This window comes from Magnetospirillum gryphiswaldense MSR-1 v2, from assembly GCF_000513295.1.
GTDB classification, from domain to species: Bacteria; Pseudomonadota; Alphaproteobacteria; order Rhodospirillales; family Magnetospirillaceae; genus Magnetospirillum; species Magnetospirillum gryphiswaldense.
This window is the reverse complement of the sequence record NC_023065.1, coordinates 432,133-448,485: the sequence shown is the minus strand read 5'-3', so window position 1 is coordinate 448,485 and position 16,353 is coordinate 432,133. Positions and strand designations below refer to the sequence as shown.

Here is a 16,353-nt window from a genome sequence, read left to right as displayed (position 1 = left end):
CCCATTCTGCATAGGGTCTTCCGCCTGACAGGGAGACGATAGGGCGGAAGGTAACCATGGATCGTGTTCGCATTCGTCTGCGCGTGGGCATCACGGTGATGTTCCTGCTGATCGTCGTGCCGCTGTCGGCGGCAATGATCGGCTTCATTTACCGCAGCAACACCACCTTGGCCCGACAAGTGGCCGAGCAATCCATGGAACTGGCCACCAATCAGGTCACCTTCAAGGTCAGCAATGTCATGGACGGCATGGCCCGTGCCCTGGACATGGCGGTGGCCTTCGGCAAAAGCCAGCAAAGCGAACTGCGCCGCCCCGAGGCGCTGCGCCCCATGCTGGAACAGTTGCAACAGATGCCCGGCGTCCTCAGCCTGTATTTCGGCATGCACGAGGATGGCGCCTTCTATCAGGTGGTGCACCTGCCCCAGGATGGCAGCTACACCACCACCACCGGCGGCAAGCTGCCCAAGGACGCCAATTGGCTGATCCGGATCATCGACAACAGTTCCGGCCAATGGCGCGACAGCGTGCTGTATCTGTCATCGTGGGGCAAGGTTGTCGGGCTGGAACGCGCCCCCACTGAGTACGACCCGCGCGAACGGCCCTGGTATCGGGCCGCCCTGCCCTTCGACGACATCGCCGGCTCACCGGTCTACATGTTCGCCGGTCCGGTGCAGCCCGGCCTGACCTTGTCGCGTCGCCTGACCACCTCGGACGGGGCACGGCTGGCGGTATTCGGCGCCGACATGACCATCGCCGCCCTGTCCGCCTTCCTGCGCGAACAGAAGGTGGGGGTGACCGGCAGGGTGTTCATCCTGGACAGTGCCGGACGCATGATCGGCCATCCCGATGAAACCAAGGTCAGCCGTTCGGATGGCACCAACCTGCACTTGGTCGACGGCGCCCAGGTGGATGATTCGGTGGTGGCCGAGGCCGTGCGCGGCTGGCGCGCCGGCAAGGGCGACAATTTCGTCGTGCAATCAGCCGAGGACGGCACCGACTGGATGGTCCGCTTCAGCCCCTTCACCAATAAATTCGGCAGTACCTGGACCATCGGCGTGGTCGTCGCCGAAGATGAGTTCGTCGGCCCGATCAAGAAGGCCAGCCTGCTGATCCTGCTGGCCGGCGGCCTGTTCCTGGGCATCGCCGCCCTGGCCATCCAGCGCGCTGCCCGCATGCTGGTCAAGCCCATGGAAACCCTGATCGCCGAAACCGACCGCATCAGCCGCCTGGAATTGGGCCAGCCGGTCAAGGTGATCTCGCCGGTGGTGGAAATCGACAAGCTGGCCAAGGCCATCGCCTCGATGAAGACCGGGCTTGCCAGTTTTGGCACCTATGTGCCGAAAAGCCTGGTGCACAACATCATCCAATCGGGCATCGGCACCTCGGTCGGCGGACAGCGCCGACCGCTGACGGTGATGTTCACCGATCTGCAAGGTTTTACCGCCGCCACCGAGGCCATGCCGCCGGAACAGGTGCTGCCCTGGCTGTCCGCCTATTTCGATGCCATGTCCACCGCCATTCACCGCCATCACGGCACCATCGACAAGTATATCGGTGATGCCATCATGGCCCTGTGGAACGCGCCTTTGGACGATGACGATCATGTGGCCCACGCCTGCCGCGCCATGTTGGCCTGCCGAGACGCGGCGACCTTGGGCGGAGCGGATGGCGGGCAGTTGAAGACCCGCATGGGCTTGCACACCGGCATGGCGGTGGTCGGCAATGTGGGGGCCAGCGACCGCATGCAATACACCGCCCTGGGCGCCATGGTCAATTTGGCCTCGCGGGTGGAAAGCCTGAACAAGCAATTGGACACCCAATTGCTGGTCACCGGCGACGTCGCCCAGGCGGTGGCCGGGCGCTTCACCCTGCGGCCCATGGGCCGGGTGTTGGCGGTGGGGACCAGCCTGCCCATCGACGTGCACGAATTGCTGGGCGAAGGCAGCGACCCGGCCACCGACGTATTGCTGTGGGGGGAAGCCATGGCCCTGATCGAACGTCGTCAATGGCGCGACGCCGCCCGCGCCTTCACCGATTTCACCGAGATGCGCCCGCACGACAAGGCCGCCGCCTTGTACCTGAAGGCGTTGGCACAAGCAGAAACCGCCGATTGGGACGGTATCTTGCGTTTCGACAGCAAATAGGGCGATGGACATGCTCAAGCGCAGCCTTCTCGGTCTAGCCTTCATGGTGTTGGCCGCCTTGCCCGTCCGGGCCGAACCGGTCCAGATCTTCCTGGCCCATGCCCAACCGCAAGTGTCGGCCTCGGACCCGGTGGCGGCGGTGGCGGCGGAATTCCGCCGCCTGCTGGCGGAACGAAGCCAGGGCCGGCTGGCGGTGGAAATCTTCCCCGACGGCGTACTGGGCGGCAACCGCGACATGGCCAGCCTGACCAGCAAAGGGGTCATCCAATCCGCCCTGGTCACCGTCGGCGGCGTCACCGCGCTTTATCCGCCGCTGATGGCGACACAACTGCCTTTCGCCTTCGACACCATCGCCCAAGCCCGTGAGGTGATGGCCGGCCCCTTCGTCCGCGACATGGCCACCGACATGGCGGCACGGACCAAGCTGACCTTGCTGGGCTTCGCCGATCCCGGCGGCTTTCACGTCCTCACCAACCTGGACCGCCCGATCACCGACCCCGACGACATGTGGGGATTGCGCCTGCGCGCCATTCCCGGTTTCGCCCCCCTGGATGCCATGATCACCGCCGTCAACGCTCGCCCGGTCCAGGTATCGTCGCGCGACGAATTGTCCATGCTGGCCATGGGCGCCATCGATGGTCAGATGAGTCCCCCCGCCGTGATCATGGCCCGCAATTTCGACACGGTGCAGCGCTACGCCACCTTCATCGACGCCATTTATTCGCCCTATGTCTGGCTGTTCAACACCGCCGCCCTGAACGCCATGACCGCCGAGGATGCCGCCTTGGTGCGCCAAGCGGCCAGCGATGCCCTGGCCTTTGGCCGCCACACGGTGGATGCCGTCGACAAGACCGAACGCGGCCGCGTCGGTCTGGCCAAACGCTTGACGGTGCTGACCCCGTCGCCGCAGGAACGTCAGCAATTCAAGGAAACCATGCAGCCGCCGGTCGAGGAAGCCATCGTCGAAGCCCTGGGCAAGGATGCGGCGTGGCTGGAAAAATTCCGGACCGCGATTTCCACCAGTCACTGATATCCGCACTTGGGGACACAAATCCCTCTTGCGCGCCGATTAAAAAAACGTATGTTCGTTTTTAGACAATAAGACCCTGACACCGGGAGCCGTCCGAATGTTCAACGCCACCATGAATTTCGACCTGGGTGAAACCGCCGACATGATGCGCGATCAGGTCGCCGCCTTCGCCGCCGCCGAGATCGCGCCCCTGGCCGCCGAGATCGATCACAGCAACGAATTTCCCAACCAGTTGTGGAAGAAGTTCGGCGACATGGGCCTGCTGGGCCTGACGGTCGAGGAAGAATACGGCGGCGCCGGCATGTCGTATCTGGAACACGTCATCGCCATGGAGGAGATCAGCCGCGCCTCGGCTTCCGTCGGCCTGTCCTATGGGGCGCATTCCAATCTGTGCGTCAACCAAATCCGTCGTAACGGCACCGAGGCGCAAAAGCGCAAATACCTGCCCAAGCTGATTTCCGGCGACCATATCGGCGCGCTGGCCATGAGCGAGCCCAATGCCGGCTCGGACGTGGTGTCGATGAAGTTGCGGGCCGAGAAAAAGGGCGACCGCTACATCCTGAACGGCACCAAGATGTGGATCACCAACGGCCCCGACGCCGACACCCTGGTGGTCTATGCCAAGACCGACGTCAATGCCGGCTCCAAGGGCATCACCACCTTCATCATCGAAAAGGATTTCAAGGGCTTTTCGGTAGCGCAGAAGCTGGACAAGCTGGGCATGCGCGGCTCCAACACCGGTGAGCTGGTGTTCCAGGATTGCGAAGTGCCGGAAGAAAACGTACTGGGCAACGTCGGCAAGGGCGTCAACGTGCTGATGAGCGGCCTGGATTACGAACGCGCGGTCCTCGCCGGCGGTCCCCTGGGCATCATGCGTGCCTGCATGGACGTGGTGGTCCCCTATATCCACGAACGCACCCAGTTCGGTCAGGCCATCGGCACCTTCCAGCTGATGCAGGGCAAGATCGCCGACATGTACACCACCATGAACGCCTGCCGCGCCTATGCCTATGCGGTGGCCAAGGCCTGCACGCGCGGCGAAACCACCCGCAAGGACGCCGCCGGCGTCATCCTTTACACCGCCGAAAAGGCCACCTGGATGGCGCTGGAGGCGATCCAGACCCTGGGCGGCAACGGCTACATCAACGAATATTCCACCGGGCGGCTGCTGCGCGACGCCAAGCTTTATGAAATCGGCGCCGGTACCTCGGAAATCCGCCGCATGCTGATCGGTCGTGAACTGTTCGAAGAGACCAAGTGATGTCCGTCATCAAAAGCGCCATCAACCCCCGCTCGGACGAGTTCCGTGCCAATGCCGAAGCCACCGGGCGCGTCATCGATGACATGCGCAAGGTGGTGGCGGAAATCAAGCAAGGCGGCGGCAAGGTGGCCAGCGACCGCCACGAATCGCGCGGCAAGCTGCTGGCGCGCGAACGCATCCGCCGTCTGCTCGACGTCGGCTCGCCCTTCCTTGAGCTGTCGCAACTGGCCGCTTACGGCATGTATTCCGGCGACATCGCCGCTGCCGGCATCATCACCGGCATCGGCGCCATCCAGGGCCAGGAATGCATGATCGTCGCCAACGATCCCACCGTGAAGGGTGGATCGTATTATCCGGTGACGGTGAAAAAGCATCTGCGGGCCCAGGAAATCGCCCGCGAAAACAACCTGCCTTGCGTCTATCTGGTGGAATCGGGCGGCGCCAACCTGCCGCAGCAGGACGAGGTTTTTCCCGACAAAGAGCATTTCGGCCGCATTTTCTATAACCAGGCGCAGATGTCGGCGGACGGCATCCCGCAAATCTCGGTGGTGCACGGCTCGTGCACGGCGGGCGGCGCCTACATCCCGGCCATGAGCGACGAATCCATCATCGTCAAGAACCAGGGCACCATCTTCCTGGGCGGACCGCCCTTGGTCAAGGCCGCCACCGGCGAGATCGTCACCGCCGAGGATTTGGGCGGCGCCGACGTGCATTGCCGGGTGTCGGGCGTCACCGACCATTACGCGCTGGACGACGGCCACGCTTTGGCCATCGCCCGGCGCGTCATCGGCAACCTCAACCGCACCAAGCCGGTCAGCCTCGACATCGCCACGCCGGAAGAGCCGCGTTACGACCCCAAGGAAATCTACGGCATCATCCCCGCCGACCCGCGCAAGCCCTATGACGTGCGCGAAATCATCGCCCGCATCGTCGACGGTTCGCGCTTCGACGAGTTCAAGCAATTCTACGGCCAGACCCTGGTCTGCGGCTTCGCCCGCATCTGGGGCTATCCGGTGGGCATCGTCGCCAATAACGGCATTTTGTTCTCGGAATCCGCCGTCAAGGGCGCCCATTTCGTCGAATTGTGCGCCCAGCGCGGTATTCCTTTGGTGTTCTTGCAGAACATCACCGGCTTCATGGTCGGCAAGAAGTACGAATCGGGCGGCATCGCCAAGGATGGCGCCAAGATGGTCACCGCCGTGGCCTGCGCCAACGTGCCCAAATTCACCGTCCTCATCGGCGGCTCGTTCGGCGCCGGCAATTACGGCATGTGCGGGCGCGCCTTCCAACCGCGCATGCTGTGGATGTGGCCCACGGGCCGCATCTCGGTGATGGGCGGCGAACAGGCGGCGGGCGTCCTGGCCCAGATCAAGAAGGATTCCATGGCGGCCAAGGGCGAGGATTGGGCCAGTGCGGACATGGAGGCGTTCAAGGCCCCCATCCGCGCCCAGTACGAAACCCAGGGCCACCCCTATTATGCCGGGGCACGGCTGTGGGATGACGGCCTGATCGACCCCGCCGACACCCGCATGGTGCTGGGACTGGGGATTTCCGCTTCGCTCAACGCCCCCATCAAACCGACCAAGTTCGGCGTGTTCAGGATGTAAGGAAATGAGCGAGTCCCTGATCATCGTCCAACGGGGCCCGACCCGCTTCATCACCATGAACCGGGCCGACCGCCACAACGCCTTCGACGACCTGCTGATCGCCGAGTTGACCGAGGCCTTCCAGGCAGCCATCGATGACGCCGACAGTCGCATCATCGTGCTGGACGCCACCGGCAAAAGCTTTTCCGCCGGCGCCGACCTTAACTGGATGAAGCGCATGGCCGAATACGACCACGCGCAGAATCTGGCCGATTCGCGGGCCTTGGCCAAGTTGATGCAAACCATCGACAGCGCGCCCAAGCCGGTCATCGGCGTCGTCCAGGGCTCGGCCTATGGCGGCGGTGTCGGCCTCGCCGCCTGCTGCGACATGGTGGTGTGCGCCGACAGCGCCAGTTTCTGCCTGTCGGAAGTCAAGCTGGGCCTGATCCCCGCCGTCATCTCGCCTTACGTGGTCCGCGCCATCGGTGGCCGCGCGGCAAGGCGCTATTTCCAGACCGCCGAGACCTTCAGCGCCGCCAAGGCGGCGGAACTGGGTCTGGTGTCGGAAGTGGTGCCCCTGGACCAGTTGACAGAGGTGCGCGACCGCTGGATCAAGGCACTGTCGGCCAACGGCCCCAAGGCCATGGAAGCGGCCAAGGAACTGGCCGTGCGCGCCGCCGAGCAGGAATTGAACGACGATTTACGCGACTGGACCGCCGGACGCATCGCCACCATCCGCGCCTCGGACGAGGGGCGCGAGGGGGTGCGGGCCTTTCTGGAAAAGCGCAAAGCCGGCTGGATCGGGGGATAACCCATGTTTGACAAAATTCTGATCGCCAATCGCGGCGAAATCGCCTGCCGGGTCATGCGCACCGCCAAGCGCTTAGGCATTCGCACCGTCGCCGTCTATTCCGAGGCTGACGCCAATGCCATGCATGTGGCCATGGCCGACGAAGCGGTGTTGATCGGCCCGGCCCCGGCCAGCGAAAGCTACCTGAAGGCCGACCGCATCATCGACGCGGCGAAACGCACCGGTGCCCAGGCCATTCACCCCGGCTACGGCTTTTTGTCGGAAAACGCGGGCTTCGCCGAAGCCTGCGCCGACAACGGCATCGTCTTCATGGGGCCGCCGGCCTCGGCCATCCGCGCCATGGGCTCGAAAGCCGAATCCAAGCGACTGATGGAAGACGCCGGGGTGCCGCTGGTCCCCGGTTATCACGGCCAGGGCCAGGAACAGGCCGAACTGGTCGCCGCCGCCAACAAGATGGGCTATCCGGTGCTGGTCAAGGCATCGGCGGGCGGCGGTGGCAAGGGCATGCGGGTGGTGCGCCAGGAAAGCGAACTGGTCGACGCCATCAACGGCGCCAAGCGCGAGGCCAAGGCGGCATTCGGCGACGATTCCCTGCTGCTAGAACGTTACCTCGACCATCCCCGCCACGTGGAAATCCAGATTTTCTGCGATTCCCTTGGCAACGGCATCTATCTGTTCGAGCGTGATTGCTCGGTCCAGCGCCGTCACCAGAAGGTGATCGAGGAAGCCCCCGCCCCGCTGCTGGCCGAGGAAGTGCGCCAAGCCATGGGCGAGGCGGCGGTGGCCGCCGCCAAGGCGGTCAATTATGTCGGCGCCGGCACGGTGGAGTTCCTCTATCAGGACGGCCAATTCTTCTTCATCGAGATGAACACCCGCTTGCAGGTGGAGCATCCGGTGACCGAGATGATCACCGGTCAGGATCTGGTGGAATGGCAATTGCTGGTGGCCTCGGGCCGTCCGCTGCCTTTGGGCCAGCATGAACTGGTGCGCAGGGGCCACGCCTTCGAGGCCCGCATCTACGCCGAGGACACCGACCGCGACTTCCTGCCGGCCACCGGCACCTTGGTGCATCTGGCGCCGCCGGCCACCAACGCCCATGTGCGCGTCGATACCGGCGTACGCCAGGGCGATGCCGTCACCGCCTTCTACGACCCGATGATCGCCAAGCTGATCGTCTGGGACGAGGACCGCGACCGCGCCCTGCGCCGGTTGCGCCGGGCCTTGGCCGATTATGAAATCGCCGGCATGACCACCAATGTGGGCTTTCTGGCGGCCATCGCCGGCCATCCCGCCTTCGCTGCCTTCCAGGTCGATACCGGCTTCATCAACCGCCATCGCGACGATCTGCTGAAAAGCGCCCAGGCCGTGCCCAGCACCGCCCTGGCCTTCGCCGCCGCCGCCATGCTGATGGAACGCGAAGCCGCGCCCACCCGCCGCGACGACCCGCATTCGCCCTGGCGGCTGACCAATGGCTGGCGCATGAATGACGACAATCATCATGATTTCCGCCTGATCGACAACGAGACGGCGCGTCTCGTCACCGTCCATTTCCGCAGCCTTGGCTGGGACATGGACATGCCCGAGGGCAAGTGCGTGGTCAGGGGCGCCAGTCGCCAGGGCCGCACCGTCACCGCCGAAATCAACGGCGAGCGCAAATCGGCCACCGTGGTCATCCAAGGCTTCGACATCACCGTGCTGGAAGCCGGCAATGCCTGGAAGCTGAAGTTGGACGACCCCTCGGCCAAGGCCGCCGACCAGGACGCCGATGCCGGCGGCAGCTTGACCGCGCCGATGACCGGCACCGTGGTGCAGGCCTTGGTCAAGGCCGGCGAGGTGGTGGAAAAGGGTCAGGTCTTGATGGTGGTCGAGGCCATGAAGATGGAACATACCATCAAGGCCCCCACCGACGGCACGGTGAAGGAAGTGCTGTACGGCGCCGGTGATCAGGTTGCCGACGGTGCCCAATTGGTGACCTTCGAGGTGACGGAGGCGAAATGACCATCCCGCCCGCCGTAAAAATCGTCGAGGTCGGCCCCCGCGACGGCTTGCAGAACGAGGCCAGCCCGGTATCGGTGCAAACCAAGATCGGCCTGATCGACCGCCTGACGGCGGCGGGGCTGCCGGTGATCGAATCGGGCAGCTTCGTCAGCCCCAAATGGGTGCCGCAAATGGCCGCCAGCGCCGAGGTCCTGGCCGGCATCGGCCAAAAACCCGGCGTGGTCTATCCGGTGCTGACCCCCAACATGCAGGGACTGGAAGCGGCCTTGGCGGCGGGGGCGCTTGAGGTGGCGGTGTTCGGCGCCGCCTCGGAAAGCTTTTCGCAAAAAAACATCAATTGCTCCATTGACGAAAGCCTGGACCGTTTCGCCCCCGTCATCACCCGTGCGCGGGACCAGGGCGTCAAGGTGCGCGGTTATGTCTCTTGCGTGCTGGGCTGCCCCTATGAAGGCGACATCACCCCCGCCGCCGTCGCCGGGGTGGCGCGCAAGCTGGCGGCGATGGGCTGTTATGAAATCTCGTTGGGCGACACCGTCGGTGTCGGCACGCCGTTGAAGGCGCAAGCCATGATCGACGCCGTCACCGCCCATCTGCCGGTAACCATGCTGGCGGCGCATTTCCACGACACTTACGGCCAAGCCTTGGCCAATATCCTGGCGGTGCTGGAACGTGGCGTGGCGGTGGTCGATTCCTCGGTCGCCGGCCTGGGCGGCTGCCCCTATGCCAAGGGCGCCGCCGGCAACGTCGCCAGCGAGGATGTGGTCTACATGCTGCACGGCATGGGCATCCACACCGGCGTCGACCTGGGAAAATTGATCGAGGCCGGCACCTTCATTTGCGATCGCCTGGGGCGGCCCAACGGATCGAAGGTGGCCCGCGCGCTGAACTGACCCCGTGGCAAAGTGGTTCGTTGCAGCGGGCTTTTCCCTGGGAACGGGGAAGGATGTCTCCCAAGAACCGTAAACTGAAAGGGCCGGACGAGTGATCGTCCGGCCCCTTTTTTCGTTTACGCCGCCTGGGTTTTAAGGGCGGTGAACAGGGCCTTGTCTTCCTTGCCGATATGTTCGGCCAACCAGGTCGAGACATAATCGAAGAAATTGGCCATGGCATTGGGCTTTTGCCCCTCGATGTCCTGACGCATCAACGCCACCTTGGCCAGGAAGTCGCGATGGTGGCCGCGATGGGTATCGGCGGCGCCATAGCGGTGTTTGGTCATCAGCGCTTCTTCCTCGGCGAAATGGGTGGACATGCTGCGTTCAATGGCCGCCAACATGGTCAACGCCCCCTTGCCGCTGTCGCCGGCCATCATCTCGCCGTAGAAGGCATTCAACTGGGCGAACATTTCCTGATGATGAGCGTCGATGCTGGCGACGCCACTGGCCAGATTGTCGGTCCAGGTCAACAGAACCATTTTCGTCTTGTCGGCCCGCACCTGGGACAGGAACTGCCCGACTTCATGCCGCAGATATTCCGCCTGCTTCGACAGATCGGTGGCGGAAATGCTGATCTGTTCCGCCGCCGATCCGGTTTCCCGCGCCGCCTGCTCGACCGAGACGATATTTTCCGTCACCTGCTGGGTGCCGTCGGCGGCCTGCTCGACATTGCGGGCGATTTCGTTGGTGGCGCCGCTTTGCTGTTCGACGGCGGCGGCGACCGCCGCACTGATGGCGGCCATTTCCGCGATGACCGAAGATACGTCGCCGATGGCATGGACGGCGGCGGCGGTCCCTTGCTGCACCGCCTGGATCTGAGTGGCGATCTCGCTGGTGGCCTTGGCGGTCTGGTTGGCCAGCCCCTTGACCTCGTTGGCCACCACGGCGAAGCCTTTACCGGCATCACCGGCGCGAGCCGCCTCAATCGTCGCATTCAGCGCCAGCAAATTGGTCTGGCTGGCGATATGATCGATCAGACTGACGATTTCGCCGATCTTGCCGACATTTTCCGACAGGGCTTCCACCTGAAGAGTGGCCTTGTCCATCTCGGTCCCGGCCCGACCGGATACCGTCTGCGCCCGTTCCACCTGATGGGTGATTTCCTCGATGGAGGCGGCCAGTTCATCGGTGGCCGAGGCCACCGTCTGCACATTGGCCGAGGCCTGTTGCGCCGAAGACGCCACCGTGGTCGCCTGAGCGCTGGTTTCGGTGGCGGTGCCGGCCATCTGGCTGGACGCCGCCTGCAACTCGGTCGCCGCCGAGGTCACGGTATTGATCACCGCACCGACGCTGCCTTCAAAAGTGTCGGCCATCTTGCGCATGGCCGTCATACGATCGACCTCGGCCCGGCGCTTCTGCTCTTCCTGCTCTTGTTCAAGCTGGTGCACCCGCACCAACTGATCCTTGAAGTGGCGCACCGACTTGGCCATGCGACCGATTTCGTCGCCACGGCCAGCATAGGGGACGTCAACTTGCAGCTTGTTCTGCGACAGTTGATCCATCACACCGGTCATGGCGTTGATGGGCCGGCTGATGCCGCGGGTGATCCACCAAGCTACGGTCACGCCCAAAATCAGAGCGCCGCCCAAACACAGGCGGGTGATCATGGTCATACGGTCCTTGGTCGCCTGGGCATTGACCATGAAGGCCTCGGCCTTGTCGAAGGCAAAGACCATCACCTTGTCCAAGGTGGCATTGATGGAGGCGACCTGAACCGCCCCCTTGGTCTTGGTGATTTCAGCGGCGTCCTCGCGCCGATTGTCGCGGATGGCGACGATCACCTGATCGCGGATTGGCTTCCAATCGGCGAAGGCCTTGGCCGCCGCCTCGACGTCGGATTTGTCGCCCAGGAAGCGTTCGCGCACCAGATTGAACTTGTCGTAGACCCGCTTTTCCCGCGCATCCACGTCGGCCACAGCCTTGGCTAGGTCCTCGGGTGTCTGCGACAGCGCCACGTCTTTCATCGACCGATGCATGGCGATGATGTTGGCATTGGCGTCGGACAGCGCATTGGTGACGGCAAAGGGATGCCGATACAGCTTGGCCGTCAATTCCGACAATTGCGCCGAAGAAATTTCGGCGATGATGCCAATAGCCAAGGTCAAAACCAGGACGAGGAAAAACCCAAGGGACATGCGCGCCCCAATGTTCATGTTAGAAAACATGACAGCCTCACATTCGCGCAGATTATTGAAGAAGCATACAAAATAAAATAAGAATACCGTAATATATTAATATCAATAGCACGTAACCATAACGGTCAATTCATTACTGACAATAAAGGCATACGCACAATAAGTTAATTCCTTCATTTAGCATGGACGCCTCATCCTTAAGACGCAGAAACAAAAAGCCGGACGATCTCTCGTCCGGCTTTTTTGATTTTGCACCTCGTTGCAGGAAAAGCTGGGCTGATCAGCCTTCCTTTTTCGGCTTGGGCAGATCCGGCTTGATGTGCAGTTCCTTCCAGCGCATGGCATCGACCTCGGCCGGCGCCCCCATCAGCAGATCCTGGGCCTGCTGGTTCATGGGGAACAAGATGACCTCGCGGATGTTGGGCTGATCAGCCAGCAACATGACGATGCGATCGACGCCCGGGGCCGAGCCACCGTGCGGCGGCGCGCCATAGCGGAACGCGTTCAACATGCCGCCGAACTTTTCCTCGACCACTTCCGGACCATAGCCGGCGATGCCGAAGGCCTTGATCATGATGTCGGCACGGTGGTTGCGGATGGCCCCCGACGACAATTCGACGCCGTTACAGACGATGTCGTACTGATAGGCGTTGATGGTCAGCGGGTCCTGGTTTTCCAGCGCGTCCATGCCGCCCTGGGGCATGGAGAACGGGTTGTGGCTGAAATCGATCTGGCCGGTTTCCTCGTTCAACTCGTACATGGGGAAGTCCACGGTCCAGCAGAACTTGAACACGTCCTTTTCCAACAGGTCCAGATCGTTGCCGATCTTGGTGCGGACCAGTCCCGCGAACTTGGCCGCCGGCAATTCCTTGTCGCAGGCGAAGAACACGGCATCGCCGTCGTTCAACTTGGCGGCTTGCTTGATGGCGTTGATGCGTTCCGGTTCCAGGTTCTTGGCGATGGGGCCCTTGGCGCCATCGGCGGCGAATTGGATATAGCCCAGACCGCCGGCACCGTTTTCACGCGCCCATTCATTCAACTTATCGAACCACGAGCGCGGCTGGTTGGCGGCGCCGGGGGCGGGAATGGCACGGACCACCGCGCCCTTGTCCACCAGCTTGGCGAACAGGCCGAAACCGGAGCCGCGGAACGGCTCGGTGACGTCGGCGATCTCGATGGGGTTACGCAGATCGGGCTTGTCCGAGCCGTATTTCAGCATGGATTCAGCGTAAGGGATGCGCGGGAACGGCGCCGGGGTGACCTTGCGGCCCTTGCCGAACTGCTTGAACACGCCTTCCAGCACCGGCTCGATGGCGGCGAAGACGTCGTCTTGCGTCACGTAGCTCATCTCGAAATCGAGCTGGTAGAACTCGCCCGGGGAACGGTCGGCACGACCGGCCTCGTCACGGAAGCACGGCGCGATCTGGAAATACTTGTCGAAGCCAGCCACCATCAGCAATTGCTTGAACTGCTGCGGCGCCTGCGGCAGCGCATAGAACTTGCCGGGATGCAGACGGGCGGGGACCAGATAATCGCGCGCGCCTTCCGGGCTGCTGGCGGTCAGGATCGGGGTCTGGAACTCGGTGAAGCCCTGGTCCAGCATGGCCTTGCGCAAATAGGCGATGACCTCTGAGCGCAGCATCATGTTGGCGTGCACGTCTTCACGGCGCAGATCGAGGAAGCGGTACTTGAGCCGCATGTCCTCGGGATATTCCTGGTCGCCGGCCACCTGGATGGGGAGCACGTCGGCGATGGACTGAATCTCGATCTCGGCCACCTGCAATTCGATCTCGCCGGTGGGCAGGCGCGGATTGATGGTGTCGCTGGTGCGGCTGACCACCTTGCCGGTGACGGTGATGACGCTTTCCGGCCGGGCCTTTTCCAAGGTGGCGAAAACGGCGCTGGAAATATCCAAGACGCACTGGGTCAGACCGTAATGGTCGCGCAAATCGACGAACAGAAGGTTGCCATGGTCACGCTTGCGGTGGACCCAACCGGACAGGCGGGCAATGGTGCCGGCATCGCTGGCGCGAAGCTGGCCGCAGGTGTGCGTGCGATATTGATGCATGGTCAAAACGATCCCCGGTGGGTGCGCGAGAAACGGGAAAAGACACACGCCACCGGGGGATTGTCAAGATGGAAAGGAATTATCATTGGCTGGTGGCGGGCGCCGCACCAAGACCGGAGCCGGCCCGGGTTTCCAGCACCCCCAACTGGGTGGTGAGGAAATTAAGGGTGTTGACCCTGGTCGCCAACAGGCGCTGCAACGCCGCCAAGGCTTTGGGATCGGTGGTGGTGGCGATCTGCTGCTCCAGGGCGGCAACGTCCTTTTGTGCCATCTCCACTCGCCCGCGCACGCTTTCCACGGTGTCGGGCAGCGCCGCATTCTGGGTCATGCTGCTCAGCGCCGAATAGAACGAGCAGGCCTCGTGGAAGCGATAAATCCCGGCCAACATGGCCTCGGTGGTGAACACCTTGCCGCTGTTGGGCTCGGACGCGCTTTCCCGGGCGGTGCGTAGTTCGTTCAAGATGGCGGCCCGGTTGGCATCAATGCGGGCAACGATGGCCGTGGCCACCTTGTTCATGTAGACGCTTTCGTTCCAGTCGGCATGCACGCCGCTGACCATGCCGGCACTGCCCGCCAGAACCCGGGCAGTGGTGGCGCCGGTGGCGATGGCGCCAACCCCGCCCAGCACGGTGGTCACCGAGGAAAAGCCGAAATCGCTGACCGCCGCGCTGCTTTCAATCCTGGCCTTGTGATCGGAGCAACGTTGCTCCGACAGGCCGATCAGGAAATCCATCAGACGCCAACGGCAGGCCATGTCGTCGACGGCTTGCTTGTAACCACAGCCGCCGACCAGACTGTCATTGTCCAGGTCGAATACCTTGAAGGTACCATCGGGCTTGCCGCTCGCCGTGACGCCGGGACCGGCCAAGCGGGTCTTGGATACCGGATCGACCTGATAGGAATCGGCAAGCCGAGTACATGCACTTGCAACGGTTGCCATCAGCATGACACACGAAATTTGGATGAGTGAATGCATGCGCATAATGCACTCCATATGAAGTATGGATGCTATTTTTTACTACCTATGAGGTACTTAATAAACCCAAATATCGCGTTTGATTGATGATTGTTGCGCGATAACCACGGTCGCAATTAAACTCGCCGGATCAGACTTCTCCATGCCCGCCCTTGCCGACAAAGGCCGATGGGTGTATCACTTGACCCCATGCCCATGATCGCCGATACCGCCGAACTCGCCGCTTTTTGCCAGCGTCTTTCTTCGGCCCCCTACATCACCGTCGACACCGAATTCATGCGGGAAAAGACCTATTACCCGCAGCTGTGTCTGGTGCAACTGGCCGGACCGGACGAGGCGCGCGCCGTCGATCCGCTGGCGCCCGGCATGGACCTGGCGCCGTTGTTCGAACTGATGGCCAATCCCAATGTCCTGAAGGTGTTCCACGCCGCCCGCCAGGACGTGGAAATCTTCCTGCACCTCTCAGGCGCGGTGCCGGCGCCCTTGTTCGACACCCAGGTCGCCGCCATGGTCTGTGGCTTCGGCGATTCGGTCGGCTACGAGACCCTGGCCAGCCAATTGGCCAAGGCCCGCATCGACAAATCCCAGCGCTTCACCGATTGGGCGCTGCGTCCCTTGACGGAAAAGCAGATTCAATACGCCCTGGCCGACGTCACCCATCTGCGGGTGGCCTATGAAAAGCTGGTGCGCAAGCTGGAACGTAACGGTCGCCTTGACTGGCTGGTGGACGAAATGGCCGAGTTGGCCAGCCCCGACACCTATCGCACCGATCCGGAAAATGCCTGGAAGCGGTTGAAGCCCCGGTCCAGCAGCCCGAAATTCCTGGCGGTGCTGAAGGAACTGGCGGCTTGGCGCGAGCGCGAGGCGCAGGAACGCGACATTCCGCGCCAGCGCATGCTGCGCGACGAAACGCTGATGGAGATCGCCGCCCACCACCCCGCCAACGTGGATGAACTGGCCCGTACCCGCGGCATGGGCAAGGGCATGGTCGAAGGCCGCATGGGTACCGCCCTTCTGGAGGCGGTCAAACGCGGACTGGCCCTGCCGGAAGACCAGATTCCCAAGCCGCCGGAACGGGTGGAACTGCCACGCGGCCTGGGGCCGGTGGTCGATCTGTTGAAGGTTCTGCTGAAGATGAAATGCGACGCCCACGGCGTCGCCAGCAAGCTGGTGGCCAATTCCGCCGATATCGAAGCCATCGCCGCCGACGACCATGCCGAAATCCCGGCCCTGCACGGCTGGCGCCGCGACCTGTTCGGCGAAGACGCCCTGGCGCTGAAGCATGGCCGTCTAGCCCTGGGCTTTTGCACCGACGGACGCAAGCTGCGGCTGGTGCCCATGGACCCGGTCGAGCCCCAATGCGCCCCCGCCCTGGTGGAAGTGGACTGAGTCACCCCAAGCACAAGGGGAAA

The 16,353-nt window shown here is 63.0% G+C and carries 11 protein-coding genes; 8 read left to right on the top strand and 3 right to left on the bottom strand.

From position 1 onward, the window contains the following. The first annotated feature begins 56 nt into the window (after nt 1-56). From MGMSRV2_RS02125 to MGMSRV2_RS02095, 7 genes are all read left to right on the top strand, one after another. On the top strand, nt 57-2,144 hold the full coding sequence (locus MGMSRV2_RS02125) for an adenylate/guanylate cyclase domain-containing protein (RefSeq protein WP_024078668.1): 2,088 nt from the start codon (nt 57-59) through the stop codon (nt 2,142-2,144). A 10-nt stretch (nt 2,145-2,154) separates the two neighbouring features. After that, nucleotides 2,155-3,174, top strand: coding sequence for a TRAP transporter substrate-binding protein (locus MGMSRV2_RS02120; protein WP_158497718.1), 1,020 nt, complete (start codon nt 2,155-2,157; stop codon nt 3,172-3,174). 97 nt (nt 3,175-3,271) lie between these two features. Then, nucleotides 3,272-4,435 carry an isovaleryl-CoA dehydrogenase gene (locus tag MGMSRV2_RS02115; protein WP_024078666.1) on the top strand — a complete coding sequence of 388 codons (1,164 nt, stop codon included), beginning with the start codon at nt 3,272-3,274 and terminating at the stop codon, nt 4,433-4,435. Beyond that, nucleotides 4,435-6,042, top strand: a complete 1,608-nt coding sequence (locus MGMSRV2_RS02110; protein ID WP_024078665.1) for a carboxyl transferase domain-containing protein — start codon at nt 4,435-4,437, stop codon at nt 6,040-6,042. Before MGMSRV2_RS02115 ends, MGMSRV2_RS02110 begins: the two co-directional genes overlap by 1 nt. Before the next feature lie 4 nt (nt 6,043-6,046). Further along, nucleotides 6,047-6,832, top strand: a complete 786-nt coding sequence (locus MGMSRV2_RS02105) for an enoyl-CoA hydratase/isomerase family protein (RefSeq protein WP_024078664.1) — start codon at nt 6,047-6,049, stop codon at nt 6,830-6,832. Between the two features lie 3 nt (nt 6,833-6,835). After that, nucleotides 6,836-8,830 carry an acetyl-CoA carboxylase biotin carboxylase subunit gene (locus MGMSRV2_RS02100; protein ID WP_024078663.1) on the top strand — a complete coding sequence of 665 codons (1,995 nt, stop codon included), beginning with the start codon at nt 6,836-6,838 and terminating at the stop codon, nt 8,828-8,830. Further along, on the top strand, nt 8,827-9,720 hold the full coding sequence (locus MGMSRV2_RS02095; RefSeq protein ID WP_024078662.1) for a hydroxymethylglutaryl-CoA lyase: 894 nt from the start codon (nt 8,827-8,829) through the stop codon (nt 9,718-9,720). Before MGMSRV2_RS02100 ends, MGMSRV2_RS02095 begins: the two co-directional genes overlap by 4 nt. 116 nt (nt 9,721-9,836) lie before the next feature. Here MGMSRV2_RS02095 and MGMSRV2_RS02090 read toward each other — a convergent pair whose 3' ends face one another. From MGMSRV2_RS02090 to MGMSRV2_RS02080, 3 genes are all read right to left on the bottom strand, one after another. Beyond that, a complete protein-coding gene (locus MGMSRV2_RS02090) occupies nt 9,837-11,915 on the bottom strand; it encodes a bacteriohemerythrin (protein ID WP_144084361.1) in 2,079 nt (692 codons plus the stop codon). A 262-nt stretch (nt 11,916-12,177) separates the two neighbouring features. Further along, on the bottom strand, nt 12,178-13,965 hold the full coding sequence (gene aspS, locus MGMSRV2_RS02085; RefSeq protein WP_041633392.1) for an aspartate--tRNA ligase: 1,788 nt from the start codon (nt 13,963-13,965) through the stop codon (nt 12,178-12,180). Between the two features lie 82 nt (nt 13,966-14,047). Continuing rightward, nucleotides 14,048-14,905, bottom strand: coding sequence for a hypothetical protein (locus MGMSRV2_RS02080; protein WP_144084259.1), 858 nt, complete (start codon nt 14,903-14,905; stop codon nt 14,048-14,050). Nucleotides 14,906-15,130: 225 nt separating this feature from the next. Between MGMSRV2_RS02080 and rnd the strand changes: the two genes are divergently transcribed. Further along, nucleotides 15,131-16,330 carry a ribonuclease D gene (rnd, locus tag MGMSRV2_RS02075; RefSeq protein WP_024078657.1) on the top strand — a complete coding sequence of 400 codons (1,200 nt, stop codon included), beginning with the start codon at nt 15,131-15,133 and terminating at the stop codon, nt 16,328-16,330. Nucleotides 16,331-16,353: the final 23 nt, after the last annotated feature.